This window comes from Tardiphaga sp. 37S4, from assembly GCF_021044645.1.
In the GTDB taxonomy this organism is placed as follows: Bacteria; Pseudomonadota; Alphaproteobacteria; order Rhizobiales; family Xanthobacteraceae; genus Tardiphaga; species Tardiphaga robiniae.
Window position 1 is genome coordinate 3,201,921 of the sequence record NZ_CP088008.1, and the last position, 18,101, is coordinate 3,220,021.

At 60.3% G+C, this 18,101-nt stretch carries 1 protein-coding gene; it reads right to left on the reverse strand.

All coding sequences use genetic code 11. The features are described from left to right. Positions 1–12: 12 nt before the first annotated feature. Entirely contained in the window at positions 13–17,850 is a 17,838-nt protein-coding gene (locus tag LPB73_RS15545; protein WP_231077418.1) for a VCBS domain-containing protein, read from the reverse strand. Between the last annotated feature and the right edge of the window lie 251 nt (positions 17,851–18,101).

Consider the following 18,101-nt stretch of genomic DNA (forward strand, 5'->3'; position numbering starts at 1 on the left):
CTGTCGCAAAAATCAGGCTGCGTTCGTCAATTGACGGGCCTGGCTTTCGAGCTGGACCAACACATGGTTGCTGGCATCGCTGCTGAGGTGGAAGTCAGCAGTCGAATACTGTCCGGCAAATGCGATGTTGGCCGTGTGAGCGCCATCCGTCACCGTCAGAACACCACCGGTGCCCTGAGCGTTTTCGGTGTAGTTCACCGAGGCCGTGCTCCCGAGGATGTCGGCGAGATCAATGGTGTCGTTGCCATCAAAGCCGGATACCAAGCCGCCGAAGTCGGCCGCATGATCGAGCACCAGCGTGCCTTCGGCCGTGCTGTCGAACAGGATGTGCTCGTTGAACGCACCGCCGAGTTCGAGGCTGGCATGGCCTGACAACAGCGCTGAACCACTGCCGGTTACATTGCCATCGAAGTCCAGGTCGCCGCCGTTAGCCCACACCAGACCATTGTTGACGACATCACTGTGCACATTGAGCCCACCGGTGCCGGTTGCTTCCAGTGTGCCGCTGTTGATGACCGCGTTGTCGCCAGTATCGATGACGAGCGCATTGCTGCCGTCGGCAACGATCGTGCCTTCGTTGACCAGTGTGAGATGGCCATCGCCGAACTGGCCCGCGCCGGAGATAGTGTTGTCGACATTGGTCAGCGTGACATCGTCGGCGCTGCCGAAGATGACATTCGACGAACTATCGGACAGCGTTACCGTTCCGCCACCGAGCAGCGTGAGACCACGCTGCACGATCTCAAAGGCGGTTTCACCACCGGTCGAAGCGAGGTGGATGCTGCCGGTGTTGTCGAGCACACCGCTGAACGGCATCAGTGCACCATTGCTGAGTACGATATCGCCCGCATTGTGCGTGAGTGGGGTCTCGTTGAACAGGAAGTCGTCCGCGCTGAGCGACGCAGCACTGACGCCGTTCAAGGTGATCGTTTGACCATCGCCGAGCGTGATGATGGCGTTACCTGCCGCATCGGTGCCGAGATGCGCTTGAACGTCCGCGAAGCTCGAGAAGCCGGCGAAGCCGATCAGATCGATCTTATCGTGCACGGTATCGAAGTGGTGCACAACGTCGGTGCCGATCTTGTTGGCGAACACCAACGTGTCGTCCCCGCTCGACGCGGTGAGCGTATCGTCGCCCGACCAGGCAAAGATCGGCGCACCCTTGGCATAGGCTTCGACGTTGTCGGCGACATAGGCAGTGCCCGTGCTGCCGTCGGCGTTGGTCCAGGTTTCGGTAACGTGGAGAACCAGCGCGCCAGTGTAGCCGTCGGGCGACGTGACCGAGAGCGACGACGGGTCGCTGGTCAGGATCGACCAGGTTCCGTCAGCGTTGTGCGTACCCTCGCTCAGAGTCCAGCCGGCGGCGAGACCGGCGATGGTGAGCGAGACCAAGCCGACGTGGTCGGTCGGAGCGGTCAGTGCGAGGTTGATAGCCTCGCCAGAGGTCCCGGCGGGAGCCGTGAACGTTATCCGCGAGGCGGCACTAACATTACCGGCAACGTCGACCGACTCAACGAAAACGGTACGGCCAGCGGTTCCGCTCGGAGCATAGCTGACGGAAAGAGCCGTTGTAGAAGTGAAATTACCAAGAGGTGACGTCAGTGTTCCGGTGTCGGTTTCATAGAGATAGTGATCAATCCCCGATCCGCCTGTGTTGTCCGTCGCCGCATTCCAGAAGAAGCGATCGGTACCGCTCGTAGTGTATTGCAGTCCGGTCGGAGCATTCGGAGCGATCGCATCGACCTTGTAGCTGGCGTTGTCCGAAACCGTACCGAAGGTCAGCGTCGCGTCGTTTCCAGCCGCGTCGCGGATCGTGCCACTGTTCAAACTCAGCGCATTGGTGTTGATGCTGATGCCGTTGCTGTCGTTCTGACCTGCCACGATCGTGTAGGTGAACACCAACGTCGAACTGCCGCTGCCCGATGCGTAGTTCGCCTGCACCGTGGCGCCGTTGATATTCAGCCCCAGTTGTGGCGTGCCGGTCACCGTCACAACCTCGCTCATGTTGACGGTGATGCTCACGACATCGCCGCCATTGAGATAGCCATTCTGGATACCGGTCGCGCTGGTGATGGCCTCGCCGCTCACCGTCGGCTTGGTCGTATCGATCGTCACGTCATTGGCACCGTTGGTGGACAATGCGCCGACATTACCTGCCACGTCCGTAATCGCAGCTCTCAGGTTGTAGGACGATCCGTTGGTCAGCGTCGGCGTCGTGATATCGACGAAGCCGGCGGTGATATTCGCGCCCGTTAACGTCACCGCACCGCCCAGTGCCGTGGTGTTGTTCGAGAGCTGCACCGTGTCGCCCGCGACAGCCCCTGTACCCGTCAGACTGACGTGCACCACAAGCTGCGTATCGTCGCTGAACGCGCCGTCCGCCAGGTTCGTGCTCTGGATATTACCGACATTGTCGATAACGCTAATGCTCGGCGCACTCGGCGCCGTGGTGTCTTCCGTCACCGTCAACGTGCCGCCCTGGGTGCCGGTGTTGCCGGCCTTGTCGACCAACTGCACAGTGAAGTTATGCGCACCATCATCAAGGGTTGTGAGGACGATATCCTTGACGCCGCCAGCACCGCCACCGGCGCTATTCCATTGGCTGCTGCCATTCAGATCGCCTGCCTGGACGGTGTAGCTGCCCACCACGGCGTTGCCGTGGTTGGTATCAATGATCTGGATGACGTCTCCAACTGACATTGGGATACCGTTAAGATGCCCCACCGTGATGGTCGGCGTCGTAATCTTGGTGATGTTGTCGCTGTTGCTGGCACCCGCGCTGTCGCTAGCGTCGGTCAGATCCAGCGTCGTTCCAGCCAGGCTGCTGGGGGCCGAGGTGTCGATCGTCAGTGTGTAGTTGGCGGAAGCAGCACTGACGTGTCCCGCGATATCGGTCGCGGTCGCGGTGATGGTGGTGTGCGTGGTCGACGACAACGCATGCCCCGCATCCGGCGTAAAGGTCCACGCGCCGTTGGCGTCTGCCGTGGTGGTGCCGAGGACCGTGGCGCCGTCCTTGACCGTGACGGTCGAGAACGCCTGCGCCGTGCCGACGAAGGACGGCGTCGTATCGTTGGTGATGTTGTCACCGATCGCACCGCTATCGCTGGCGGCCGTGATACCGGTGATGACGGGAGCTCCTGGCAAGCCGTTCACCGTGACAGTAACGTCCTTGGTGACGACGCCGCCATGATGATCGTCGAGCGTCAGCGTGTAGGTTTCGTTGACACTTTGGCCGACGGCGAGACCCGCAATCTCGGAATCCTTGACCACGAAGGTCCAATTCACCTGGTCGGTGGCCTCGTCGACCGTCGCGGTCATGTAACCGTAGGGGTTCACGGTCTTGCTCGCCACCGACACCGTATACGTGTTGTCGGTCAGATCGACGTCGCTGAAGCTGATCGACCCCTGCGCGACTTCGGCCCGCACCAGCGAGACGCTGTCGATGCGCAGGTCCTGGTTCTTCGCGTCGAAGGCAAAGGTCAGCGCGTCGGAGTTGCCATCACCCGTGACCAGATAGGTATAGGGCGAACCAACGCCGCTATCGGTGTTGGTATTCTGGATGCCGCTCAACGAGATGATCTGCGAGCCGGCCCACGAGACCTTCAGCGTCGAATCCGGGCTCAGCCCATAGGCTCCCGCATAGTCGAACGCCAGCAGATAGTGCTGACCGGCGACGGTGCTGATCGACTGCGAAATCGTCGCGATGCCTTCTCTGGTTGCAGGGTTGGTGCCATAGACGTCGAAATTCCAAGTGTTGCCGCTGGCAAAATTGAACGTGCTGTCAGCCTGCGCGTAAGTATTGGGCTGCGCCACCACCGTCCAGCCGCTGGTATTGCCGGTATCGAATCCGCCATTCGTCAGCAGATTGCCCGTCGGCAGGGTCGATTGCGCCACGACCCCCGTGGCGGTGCCCGATCCGAACACCGGGGCGTCGTTGACGCCGGTCAGCGTCACCGTGACTTCCTTGATGGACGTGTTGGCGTGGTCGTCGGTAACCGCGACTTCATAGGTCTGGGTTACCGTCTGTCCGGCCGCGAGGGACTGCAGGGCGCTGTTGCTGGCCGAGAAGTGCCAGCCGATCGAGTCGGTGCCACTCGTTTCCGTTACGCTATCGAGGCTGAACGTGCCGAGATAGGCCGTCCCTGCAGAGTTGAGCGCGCTGCCCTGCGTGAAGCTGGCCGTATGGGTGTCGGCAGCCTCGTCGGTGAAGTGCAGCACACCAGACGCGGTCTGCGTTGTGTTGGCGGTGAACTTCGTCACCGAAACGTCGTCGAGGCGCATCGACGTATAGTTGGGATCGTTGCCGATGAAGGTCAGCGTGTCGTTGCCGGTCCCGGTCACCGTGACCTTGTATTCCTTCCAGCCCCCGGTTCCATCGCTGGCAGCGGCGATCGTATTGCCGTTCCACTGCACGTAGAGCGTCGCAGTGGTCGAATATTCCAGGACCCAGAAGTCGAGGAGATAGCTTGTGCCGGCAGTGGTCGGGATCGCGGTCTGGCTGAAGCTTTCATTGCCGCCGTATTCGACCATCCCCAGGAAGCCCGAGCTTGTGTGGTTTGCATACCAAGCCGGGCTCCAGAAGCCGCCGGAACTGGATGGCGTCCAGTTCGCGGCAAAGGAGTTGGCATAGTCATAGTTTTCGAAGTTGCCGTTCTGGATAAGGGTCGCGCCCTGTGTTGTTCCGGCATCCTCAACCACGCCGCCTGCCACATCGCTGGTCGTAAAGGCCGGTGCGTTGTTGGCACTAATCACGGCCACCGTCTGCGCAGTGGTTGCCGTGGTGTCGTGGAAGCCCTGGCCATCAATATAGGTCGCATAGGCCGAGATTGCGTGCCCTGCGTCGCTTGACCCAAGCGTATAGGAAGAGGACGTCCCGCTCGACACCTCGGTGCCGTCACGGAGCCAATGATAGACGATGCTGGATTCTGCACCGTCAGGATCGGCACCGAGCGTCGCATTCAACACATCACCAACCTTCGGAGCGGTGGCGGTCTGGGTCGTATCGGTGATCGAGATCGTGGCCACGCCGTCATTCACCGGTGTCACGGTGAAGGTGAAGGCCTGATTCACCGGCGTCGAGTTATCCTCGTTGCCGTCCTCAACCTTGATCTGGAAGCTTGCCGAACTGGCCTCGCCCCCATTGTGTAAGAACTTCACCTGACCCGCAGCAAGCTCGGTGCCCGTGAACGTCGTCGCCGTTACGCCGTTGACCTGGAGCGTGCCGTTGACGAGTGACGACGCGGTGAAGGTCACGCCCGACGCAACGTCGTCCGGATCCGAGAAGCCGAGATCCGCGGCAACGATCGTGTAGGTACCACCTTCGGCCACGGTCGCGGTGTGATCGCCGGTCAGCACCGGCGCGTCGTTCGTGCCGGTCACCGTGACCGTCACCGTCTGGGTTGCCGTGGCGCCATGGTTATCAGTCACCGTTGCGGTGAAGACTTCTGTGACCTGCTGCCCATCGGCCAGAGCCTGGACTCCCGGCAAGCTGTTATTCAGCGTGTAGGTCCACTTGCCGGTCGCATCGATCGCGATGGTGCCATAGGCTGGCGTACCGGAAATCGTCCAGCTTTGGGGCGCATCATTCGCATCATTGTCGATATCGAAAGCGGTCAACTGGCCGCTGACGGCATTGACTACGGCGTCTTCCACCACCGTTCCCTTGGCGTCGCTTGCGACGGACGTAATCACCGGCGCATCGTTGGTGCCGACGATGGTGAGATGCCCCGTTGCCGAAATCAGCGCGCCATGACCGTCGTCGATCACATATGTGAAGCTGTCGGTCATGGTTTGCCCGACGGCAAGCTGCTGCAGAATTTTGATATAGATCGAATTCTGATCCGCCGGATCGTAGGTGGCGGGATCATAGGTGATGATGCCCGTTGCTTTATCCAGCGTGAGCTTGGCACCGGCGCCGGACGTCTCGCTGACATAATGCACCTTGAGCGTGTCGCCCTCGGGATCCGTATCATTGGCAAGCAGCAGGCCGGTCGAGAACGTCGTGATGACATTCTGGGCCACGCCCGCGCCAAAGAGGTTGTCGTCATTTGCAACAGGCGCATCATTGGCGCCGTTGATCGTGACCGTAACAACCTGCGCGGTGCCATCCACCGTATGGACGGTGAAGGTATCGGTGAGATGCTGACCGACTTGCAGCGCATTCACCGTCGTATTCGCGTCGTTGACGGTATAGGTCCAGTGCCCGGTCGCATCGATCGTGTACTTACCATAACCACTGGCCGTCGCAGTAGCCGTAGCGACGGCGGTCCAGGCATCGGCGGCGTTATCGATATCGGTCGAGTTGAGATCGCCCGACGCCGGAGATCCAGCGGAGAGGTAGCCCTCCTCGAGGGCCGTACCAGAGGTCGCCCCCGTGATGACCGCGGCGTCGTTGGTGCCGTTGATGGTGATCACCAGCTGCGCAGTGTCGGTCAGATTGCCTGTATCTTTCACAGTATAAGTGAAGGTTTCAGTCAGTGTGCCGCCGACATTCAGCGCCTGAACCGCCGGGAGGCCGTCATTGAGAACGTAACTGTAGGTACCGTCGGCATTCAGCGTCAGCGTGCCATAAGTGCCCAGCAGCGACGAACCAACCGTGCCGGACGTGCCGCTGCCGGCTTCCGTACCGGTGCGAATGGACGAGACGACCAGCAATGCGCTGGCAGTCTCGGCATCGGTGTCGTTGCTCAGCACATTGCCGGTGGCATTGCTGCCGCCGGTGCCATTGGCCACGCCGCCCTTTTCAGTCGCCATGCCGGTGTCGTTCACCGCCAGCGGTACGTCGTTGACGGCAATGACCTGGACGACAGCCGTTCCGGTGTTGGAATTGTCGTGTCCGTCATTGACGGTGATCTGGAACGAGCGATCCGTCGTGGATGGATTCTCGCTGGTGCTGGCGTATTTCACCGCCTCGATGGCCAACTCATAGGCCGCCTTGGTCGCGGGCCCGCTGAAGGTAATGGTGATTGCGCCCGCGGATTCCGCCACCGAGTAAGACACACCGTTCACGGTGCCGGTCGAACCGTTCGACAGAGCCGTGCTGTTGATCCAGAGCTGATCACCGGCCTGCTTGTTGGTCAGGACAACCGTGGCCGACGCCATGTTTGCATCGTCGACGTCGGACAGCGTCGCGTTGCTGATAATCGCGACCGCCGAGCCGTTCTCGGTGAAAGTCGGCTCGTTGCTGTAGGAGATATTGACGTTATCGAGATAGACGTAATCGTTGTCGCCAAGCCCACCCGACGCCACAAAGCGAATCGTCGTTGTGCTCGAACGGTAGGCTGAGAGATCGATGCTGGCGCTCAAGAAGCCATTGTCATCGAAGTTTCCACCACCGATCACAGCAATCTGCGTGAAGTTCACGCCATCGGTCGAGACCTGCACGAAAACCTGGTCACTCGAACTATCGAGATCAACGCGCCGATAGTCGAAGGTCAGCGTGGCCGACGACGTTCCGCTGAGATCGACCGTGCGTTGCAAGGATGAATTTGAACCGTCGCTATCACCCAGTCGAACGTAAGAGTTACCGCCGCTGGATGAAATTCGGATGTCGCCGTTGCTTGATGAGTTGTTGTCACCGACTTCGGTCCAGTTCGTGGTCCACAGGTTCGGGCTGCCGGTCGAGCCAGCATAACCGCCGCTCTGGAAGCCATCGCCGATGTCGTCGCTGATACCATTCGTCACGGTCAGCACAGGCGCGTCATTGGTGCCGGCGATCTTGATCGTCACGCTGGTCTGCGTGCCGTCCGCTGCGCTCACTGTGAAGGTGTCGGTATAGATCTGGCCGACCTGGAATTCGTCATGAGCCGAGCTGGCCGTGTAGGTCCATGCACCGCCAGTGGTGATGGAGAACTTGCCGTAAGTGCCGTTGACATTGTTCTGGGCAACAAAGGTCGCAGAGTTGTCGACGTCAGTGATCGTCAGCGAGCCGGTAGTGCTGATGGACGCAGCGGCATTCGTCTCGGTGAGGTTCACCGTTGCGGAAGACACAACTGCAGCGTCGTTGGCGCCGTTGATGGTGACGTCGATCTGCTTGGAGGTGCCGTCCGCCGTTGTGACGGTGATCAGGTCGTGAAGCGTGCCGCCGTTGTTCAGGCCCTGAACTGTGCTGTTGGCGTTGTTCAGGTTATAGGTCCAGGCGCCGTCGGCACCGATCGAGAAGGTGCCGTAGCTGGTCGTGACATTGCTCTGCACCGTGAAGGTCGCAGCATTGTCCACATCGGTCGCGTTGAGATCGCCGGTCGCGGTCGGGATTCCGGGCGTAGCATTGGCAACGCCGCTCGCTTCCGTCACCGAGCCGGTGACGTTACCGGTGATGACAGCCGCGTCGTTGGCGCCATTGATCGTGATCACGAGCTGGGCTGTGTCGGTAAGACCACCCGCATCGCGCACCGTATAGGTGAAGGTTTCGGTGACAGACTGACCGACGTTCAGAGCCTGGACCGTGCTGTTCGTTTCCGTGACCGTGTAGGTGTAGCTGCCGTCGGAATTGAGCTTGAGGCTGCCATACTGGCCAGCCAGTGACGAACCGACTGTACCTGCAGTACCCGTACCGGCTTCCCCGCCGGTGCGAACGGCGGAAATGACCAGCGAGGACGTCGTGTTGTCGACATCGCCGTCGTTGGTCCGCACATTGCCCGTCGCAGTGATACCGCCGCTGCCGTTGCTGACGCCGCCCTTTTCGGTGGCGCTGCCCGTATCGTCGGTCGCCACCGGTGCATCATTGGCACCGTTGATGGTGATCGTGAGCTGGGCCGTATCGGTCGCACCGCTCGGATCCCGGACCGTATAGGTGAAAGTATCGGTGATGGTGCCATTGACGTTCAGTGCCTGCACCTGCGCATCGGTCTCGTCGATGACATAGGTGTAGGTCCCGTTGGCATTGAGCACCAGCGAGCCATGCGCGCCGGTCAGAGTCGAACCGACGGTCCCGGTGCTGCCGGCGGTGCCGACGCGCACGCCGGAAACCACCAGCGAGGTCTGGAGATCATCGACATCGCTGTCGTTGCTCAGCACATTGCCGGTGGCATTGCTGCCGCCGGTGGCATTGGCAACGCCGCCCTTCTCCGTAGCCGAGCCCGTGTCGTTGATGGCAACCGGTGCATCGTTCACCGGCGTGACATGGATGGTGACAGTCGACGTATCGGACAACGCCGGGCCACTGCCGTCATTGCCACCGTCGTTGAAGGTGACGGTCGCCGTGCGATCCGCACCCGTCGGGTTCTCAGAGGTCGACTGATAGGCGAGAGCCTTCAGCACCGTTTCGACATTGCCGTCGGTGGCGCCAGCCGCGAGGCTGATCGTCATGTTTGCAGTGCCGTAACCGCTCACGGTTCCGACCACGGTGAAACCAACCCAGATGACATTGCCGACCAACGAGACGCCGCTACTACCGGCGAATACCAGCTGGTCGCCGCTGACCGCGGTCGCACCGAGCGAGGCGGTGATCGAACCGCCCACGAAGCTCGACGGGCTATCCGGATCGGTGACCGACGCGTTCGGCATCAGCTTCAGCGCGTTGCCGTTCTCCGTATAGCTGATCGAATTCGTGTCCGGCGCCAGAACCGGCGCCTCGTTCACATTGGTGACGGTGACGTTGATGGTCTGAACGGCCGTACCGCCATTGCCGTCCGACACGCGGACGTCAACCTCGTAGGTGTTGTTGCCGTTGGTGCCGCCAACATCGGTCGGATTTTCGTAATCGGGTGCTGCGTTGAAGCTGAGCGCTCCGGTGACCGGATTGATCGTGAACTTCGCCCAATCCGTACCTGACGTCTGCACGATCGAGTAAGTCGGCGTGCCACCGTCAGGATCTGTGGACGTTACGGTGGTCACTCCTGTGGTGTTCTCCGCCACCGAAACCGAGCGCTCGGAACCGCCAGCGATCACCGGCACGTCGTTGACCGGAGTGACATGAATGGTCACCGTCGAGGTGTCGGACAATGGGCCGCCGCTTCCGTCATGGCCGCCATCGTTGAAGGTGATGGTCGCCGTGCGGTCCACGCCGGTCGGATTATCGGAGCTCGAATAGAACGCCAGGCTGCGCACGACAGTCTGCACATCAGCCACATCGGCATTCGAATTCAGGGTGATGGTGACGGACGTACCGCCGAAGCCGCCGGCCGAAATCGTGCCGATCGTGGTCCAGCCGCCGAAGCCGTTGGAGACCTGCACATTGCTGCCCTGCAGGCGGACGCTGCTATTGTCGGCAATCTGGAGCTGATCGCCAGACACAGTGTTGCCCAGGGTCACTGAGATAAAGCCACCGTTGAGCGACGTCGGATTGTCCGGATCGGTGACGACGGCATTCGACAGCAGCTTCAGATCGTTACCGTTCTCGATATACGAAACTTCACGCGTTTCCGGCGTGATCACGGGCGCATCGTTCACCGGGTTGATGGTAATGGCGATCGTGTCGGTGTCGCTCTTGGCACCGCCCACGCCATTGTTGCCGTTGTCGTTGGTCACGATCGTTAGCGTATCAGCGCCGTTGTAGTTGTTGGACGGCAGATAGCTCAGGCCGTTCAGTGCGGAATTGATTGCCGCAACCGTGCCTGTGACGGTCACATTGCCGGTGCCGTTTCCGGTCACGGTGAGACCGCTCAGACCCGACAACGTCAGATTGCCGTGCAGCACCGACAGCGTGACGGTTTCGTTGCCACCGTTGTGATCGGCATCCGCGATCGAGATCGCGTTGCTGTTGCCGGAACTGAAAACGATCGCCGTGTCTTCATTCACAACGCGCGCGGTCGGAACGGTGTTGGTCGGCGCGTCATTCACCGCGGTGACGCTGATGACCAGATTGGCGCCGGCGGTGTCCTTATCGCCATCGATCAATGTGTAGGAGAACGTTTCGGTCGTGTTGGTCACGAGCTGGGCCGGCGCGTTGTAGCTCCAGGCGCCGGTCGAGAAGTTGAAGTTCAGGTGACCATTGATGCCTGTGTCGATCGACAACGCACTGCCGGAGATCGTACCGGTTTCCCCCCCACTCTTGGTGATGGTCGACGAGCCATTCCAAGTATAGGTGACGCTGCCGATCGTGATGGACAGAATCCGCCCACCATCGGCGCCGAAGTGGTCATTGCTGAGAATATTGCCGGTAACCGAGGTCGGCAGCGTCGGCGTGATGGTGCCGAGCAGCGCCGGATCGTTGGCCGTTGTGATGATCAGCGGTGAGCCGGGATAGGCGACATCGTTGAGGTCGGGATCGTTGGCGCCGATGCCGTTACCCACGCCGACGGCGTAGGACGTCATGCTCTTGCTTTGCAGGAAGCTTTCCCATGCAGCACGTTCCGTGCTGTTGAGACCGCCGCTACCTGTCGGCTGGCCATCGGTGAAGAAGTAGACCGAGGTACCGCCAGACGGAATCGTGGCGCCCTGGATTGCGGCCGTGGCGTTGTCGTAGTCCGTGCCACCGTTCGTTCCCGGGAACGAATTGCTGTTGATATACGCGATCGCCTGCGCCTTAGTCATCCAAGCCGAGGACGTGGCGTTGTCCGAGAATGTCACAATCAGAACCTGATCAGCATTGCTCGTATTCAAGAGATTAATGGCTGCAGCCTTCGCCAGCGCAAGCCGCGACGAGAAACCGCCCGAGCCATCGGGATCGTCATTCATGCTTCCGGAACGATCGAAAGCGAGAATGATGTTGCCGGTGCCGAGCGCCGGCGAGGATTCAGCCACCGTAGCGGTTTCGCCAGCAGCGGTCGGTGCGTCGTCGTTGACGGTGACCTTGAAGGATGACGTGGCCGTATCGCCGTCGCTGTCCGTTGCGGTGAAGTTGAAGGTCAGGTCGATATTGTCTTCGGTTGTCGTATCCGGATGGTCGAGCTTGCCCTTGAGCGTAAAGATGTACGAACCGTCGTTCTGGTCGGACAGCGTGACGCTGAACACTTCCGCCGTACCGGCCATGCCCTTCAGCACCGTGCCGTTGTTGCTGATGACATAGGTCAGCTCAACGCCGCCCTGAGAGAGATGCTGCGAGGTCAGCGCAGCCGTCGTCGCGCTATCGAAGGTGACGGCGCGGTCGCCATTCACTGACGCGCCATTGATGCCGCCATTGACGGAGCTGTTGCCGTCATCAGCCCCCCACGAAATGCCGAGCTTGCCGCCCACGGTCAGTCGGCTGCTGTCGGTATCGACCGTCCCATCGGTGATCGGCGCAAGGCCATCATGATTTCCGGCCGACAGATCGTCCTCATCGACTCGTGATGCAGCCGGGCTGCCGATGGTCGGAAGATCGTCGTTGACGGCGACCGCAAAGGTGGAGGTCGCCTTGTCGCCATCGCCGTCGGTGGCGATGAAACTGAAGGTCAGATTGAGATTATCTGCCGTGCCGTGGGTCGGATGATCGAGGCTGTCGACAAGCGTGAAGATGTATTTACCCGAACCGTCATCCGATAGCTGCACCGTGAACACGGTCGCGCCGTTGGCCTTCGCCGTCAGCAGCGAATTACCCGAGCTGTAGCTATAGACCAGAGACGTACCGTCATGGGTCAGATGAAGCGCGTTAAGTGCCGTATTGGTCGCGTTCACATCGAACGTCACAGCGCGATCGCCGTTGACCGAGGAAGCACCGGTAATGCCGACATTGCCGAGATTGTTGCCGTCGTCGGCACCCCAGGAGATATTGAGTTTGCCGCCAACGGTCTTGCTGCTGTTGTCGGTATCGATGCTCGAGTCCGTGATGATCGACAGACCCGCCACATTGCCGAGTGAACTATCGTCGGCCTGGGCCGAGGCCGGGGTGCCGATCACCGGGCTATCGTCGTTGACGGCAACATTGAACGTCGCAGTCGTTGCATCGCCATCGGAGTCCGTCGCGATGAACTTGAAGGTCAGGTTCAGATTGTCCTCACCCGAGTGGTCGGGATGGTCGAGGTTACGCGTCAGCGTGAAGATGTAGGAACCGTTGTCAACGTCCGACAGCTTGACGTTGAAGATCTCCTCGCCATTCGCCTTCGCAGTCAGAGTCTGGCCATCGGCACTGATCTGATAGCTCAGCGCCGCTCCGTTATGCGTCAGGTTCAGGCCAAGCAGCGTCGTGATATTCGACGCGTCGAATGTCACAGCGCGATCGCCGGCCACCGGAGCGCCGGTGATGCCGCCATTGACGACCGTATTGGAATCGTCACTGCCCCAGGAAATGTTGAGCTTTCCGCCGACGGTGCGGTTGTTGTTATCGGTGTCGATAGCACTGTCCGTGATCAGGCTGAGGCCGGCCGGATTGCCGAACGCGTCCTCATCCGCCCGAGCCGACTCGGGTGTCCCGACCGTCGCCTTGGTGTCCGCGACTGTGATCGTGAAGGTGCGATCAACCGTATCGCCATCGCCATCGATCGCATGCGCCGTGAAGGTGAGCGTCAGGCTGCTGTCGTTACCAGCGCCGACATGGTCGAGATTCTGGAACAGCGTGGCAGCGAAGGCCGGATTGACCAGACCATTCAGCGCGACGATGAACACGGGATGGTCCACAGTGTCGCCGACCTTGTAGGCGACGAGCTCTTCATCAACACCGTTGGCCGCGAGGCGCACAGTGTAGGCAAGCGCAACACCGTCCGAGGTCAGACCCTGCGGAACGATGGCCAGGCCATTGGAATCCTTTACGAACTCAAGATGGGCCGAACCACGATCATCGGCATTCCAGTCGATGCCAAGGTTGCCAAAGGTCGACGAGACTGTCGGCAGTCCCGTTTCCGTGAGCGCGCCGACGTCGGCATTACCGACCAGCAGCGGGACATTATCGGTGACGACAACGGTGAAATTCGAGATCGGAGTCGTATCGCCGTCGCTGTCGGTCGCGGTGAAACCGAACGAGAGATTGAGCGATGTCCCATCGCCCGTCTTGTGATCGAGATTGTCGTAGAGCTGGAACGTGTAGCTACCGTTGCCGAGATCCGACAGTTGCACGCTGAACACGCGTGCAGCATCCGATGGCGAGGTACCGAGATTGCCGCCACCGACTCCGATATAATTGGTGCCGTCAAAACGATAGGCCGTCAGCCCGGTGCCGTCAGCCGACAGCGCATAGATCAAGGCAACGCCGTTCGAAGTCAGACCGCTCGGTGCCGTACCAGCGAGCGCGGCATCGAAGGCGACAGAGCGATTGAACGCGCCGGAATTGTTGTCGTCCGCACCCCACGAGATATTCAACGAAACGTCAGACAGAGTCTGAGTCAGGAAGGTATTGGAGAACTCGGTGCTGGTGCTTTCTGCAATCGTCTGATCGCCGATCTTGCCGATCGAAGGGGCATCGTCGTTGACCAGAACGGCGAATGACGTGGGAATGCTGTCACCATCGCTGTCAGTCGCACGAACTGCGAAGTTCAGCGTCACATTGTCTTCGACCGAATGGAGCGGGTGATCGATACTGCCGGTCAGCGTGAAAGTGTAGGAGCCGGTGTCAACGTCGGACAACGCGACGTGGAAGATCTCCTGCTCTCCTGCCGAGGCGATCAGCTTGGTGCCGTCGGCAGAGATTTGATAGGTGATCACGGTGCCGTTATGGGTCAGGCCCAAGGCCGACAGCGCGCTCACGTTCGACGCATCGAAAGTAACGGCGCGGTCACCATTCACCGGCAAGCCCGTGATGCCGCCATCAACGACGCTGTTGCCGTTATCGGAGCCCCACAAAATATTCAGCGCATGAGTGACCACGGTCACCTGACCGGCGACATCACCGACACCGCCTGCCACGCCGTTGGCCAAACCATCTTCATCGACGATGCCGACCGCTGCCGCCGTCAGGCTGACATTAGCGAGGAAGGTGCCGCTGTTATCGATGGCGCCCGTTTCCTTGAACGACAGCGTGTTGCTGGTGCCATCGGCAACGACAGTCAGATCAATGGTCTGCATCGCGCCGGTTTGCGGCGAATAACTGCCAACCAGGGTGCCGTTCCAATACACTTCCAGATGTGCACCATACGGCCCCGTCGCTTCGCCGATCGCGAAGGACAGATGATAGGTCTGGCCGGTGGTCATGTCGCCAATGGTCTGGGACAGGGTCAGGTCGCCGGGCGAGGCTTCCAGATCCACCATGTGACCGCCATTCGGCAAGGTCGCGCCGAGATAGCCACTATTGACGCGCTCGAGACGGTCGCCGGTAATGGTCCAGCCGGTGACATTGGTGCTGTAATTGCCCCAGCTCGCGACGCCCGACCAGTCGCCGGCGGAGAAGTCGCCATTGATAATCAGATTGACCGGCGTGGTGACTGGCACCACTGGCGCGTCGTCGTTGATCGTCACCGAAAAGCTCGAAGAGATCGCATCGCCGTCGCCGTCGCGCGCCGTGAAATTGAATACCGGCGTCAGATCGTCTTCAACGCCCGAAATCGGGTGATCGAGATGACCCAGCATCGTGAAATTGTACGAACCGTTGCCCTGATCGGACAGCGTGACGGCGAACACCTTGTCGCCATCGAGACGGCCTGAACCCTGATAGGCCGTCAGCGTCGTACCATCGGTCGACAGGACATACTGCAGCGCGACGCCGTTCGACGTGAGATTCTGATTTTGAAGCGCAGCAATCGCGTTATCCGCAAAGACGACCGAACGATCGCCATTGACCTGCGTGCCGCTGAAGCCGCCGTTCACGGAGCTGTTGCCGTCGTCTGCTCCCCACGAAATGTTCAGCGATGCCGTTGCCGTCTTGCCTTCGCCCGCCAGATCGCCCGGATTGGAAGGATAGCTGTCGCCGGCATTGCCTTCTTCATCGACGAACTGGGGCACGACTCCTTCGGCGGAGAAAGACAAGGCTTCGTCGGTGATATTGACCGTGAAACTCGCTGGAACCGTCGAGTCGCCATCGCTGTCGGTCGCAATGAAGCCAAATGTCAGCGCCTGGCTGCCTTCGGAGCTGCCCCGATGGTCCAGATTGTCCAGCAAGGTGAAGTCGTAGCTGCCATTTCCGCTGTCAGACAACTGCACAGTAAAGATGGTGCGCGCGCTATGGCCTTCGGTGGCAGCAGTCGTTGCCGTCAGCAAAGTGCCCCCCGCGGAGATCGTGTAGATGATCGTCGCGCCGTCGGAAGTCAGGCCGAGGTTTTCGAGAGCGGTTTGCGTCGCAGCGGTGAATGTGACCGAGCGATCATGCGCGCCGCCCGCAGCAGTCGGATTCTGATTGTCCGAACGCCAATCGATGTGCAGCGATACGGCGCCCGTGTCCTTCGGCGTAAACGAACCGCCGACCACCAGCAAGGAGAGCATGTCCTCGCCGCCTTCGCTCGGCGGCGTTTCGCCGTTGCCTTCGCTCAGTGTGCTTGCGTCGGCCGGACCGGTCACAACCGGCACTGTATCCGCGATCACCGCATGCAGCGTGCCGTTGACCGTATCGCCATCGCTGTCTGTCGCAGTGAAGTTGAAGGCCAGATCGATGTTCTGGAACGTGGCTGAACCATTATCGTGATCCAGCGAACGATACTGGGTGACGACATAGCTGCCGCTATTGCTGGCGTCGGACAGGGTCACGACGAAGACGACGTTGTTGGCAATTCCACCTTCGCCACCCTCGCCTTCACCGCTCGGCGTGCCGCTCTGCTGTAGATCGGCGAGGCTGGTCGGCGCGGTCGCGCCTGTATAGGCAACCAGCACAGTGCCGTTTTCGAGCAGCACGTAGTGGACGGTCTCGCCATGCGACGTCAGCGTACCGATGGCCGTTGCGCCGTCGCCAGTGGCCGTCACCTGCGTGTTGGCAAACACGGCCGAGCGGTCGCCCGTTGCGCCGGTGGTCGCGGATACGCCGCCATCGACATGATCGTTGTAGCGATCGGCACCCCAGGAGATTCCCAGCGAGCCCGTCTGCGTCGCCGGATTGCCGGACAGCGGATCCGTCAGCGCGGCATCGGCAGGCGTGCCGATCACTGGCGTATCGTCGTTGATGCCGATCGGAATCGTGACGGCCACAGTGTCGCCACTACCATCCGTCGCGATCACGTTGATCGAGAGATTGATCGTGTCTTCGGTGCCGCCGATCGGATGATCGAGCGGACGCAACAGCGTGAAGGTATAGTTGCCCTGCAGCGATGAAGCATCCAGGGACACCGTGAAGACCTGATTGGCGGCGGCATTGAAATCGCCACCGACATAGCCGATCAGCACGGGCTGGCCGTTCACGGTGGTGAAAGCGAGCTGAACGGTCTGACCATCCGAGGTCAGGCCGGCGAGCGTCGGCTGATTGAGCGAGAATGCGAAGCTGCGATTCGAACCATCGGTACCGAAATCGACATTGAGCGAACCGGTCACGGACGTCGCGGTGCCGCCCGTGTCACCGGTGCCGCCGAGATTACCTTCCGCAAAACCGTCTTCGTTCAGCGTCACCGCCGTCACGCCACCGGGAATCGGCGACGGGTTAGGCGTTCCATCGTCCAGATTGTCGAAGCCGCCGCCAGTGTCTTCGCCCGTCAGCAGCGCGAGACGCGCGCCCGAAGCACCGAGCGCGCCGACGGTCGCATCACCGAAATTCGCGCCGCCCGTCGGGCCCGTTGCACCGCCGGCTGCGGGCAGAACGGACTGATCGGTGGTGATCGGAAATGTTTGCGCGAACTGCTCGCCTGTCAGCGTGCGATCGGAGCCCATGTCGAATGCGAGATCGGTGAGCGGCTTGCCCATCGAGTCGAACACCGGATCGACAGTCACCGTCGACTGATTGTCGAACAGGATGATCAGCTTTTCACCGACCTTGACGAAGGTCAGCTTCTCGCTCGCGATATCAGCAAAATCGAGCTTGGTGTTCCCGTCGAGATGGACCGAAATCGCCTGCCCATTTTGCGGCTTCTCGAGCTTCAGGTTCTTCGGAGACGGCGGGGTCTGCGTGGTGGAACCGGCGAGCTGCGCGAGCAATACGGGAGCGTTCATGACTACAACCTCAAGCTGATCGGACCGAAAAACGTCCAAGTCCTGCGAGGGTTAAAATATTCTTAAGAACGCAGAGACGTCAATGAATACCTGTAAAATTTGAAGCGTTTTCGTTGCATTGGTTAAGTTCAAAAATGAAACAGCGTATTAATAAAGATGAACCATTCCACAGTAATACTTCGTCTAGACAGTCTATTTTTGGGAATGCCCGGAAAAATCCACAAATCGCGGCGTATCTATTGTAAAAATAA

Bases quoted from the DNA above. Each gene is read 5' to 3' on its own strand.
- LPB73_RS15545 (WP_231077418.1), bottom strand. From the start codon at position 17,850: ATGAACGCTCCCGTATTGCTCGCGCAGCTCGCCGGTTCCACCACGCAG.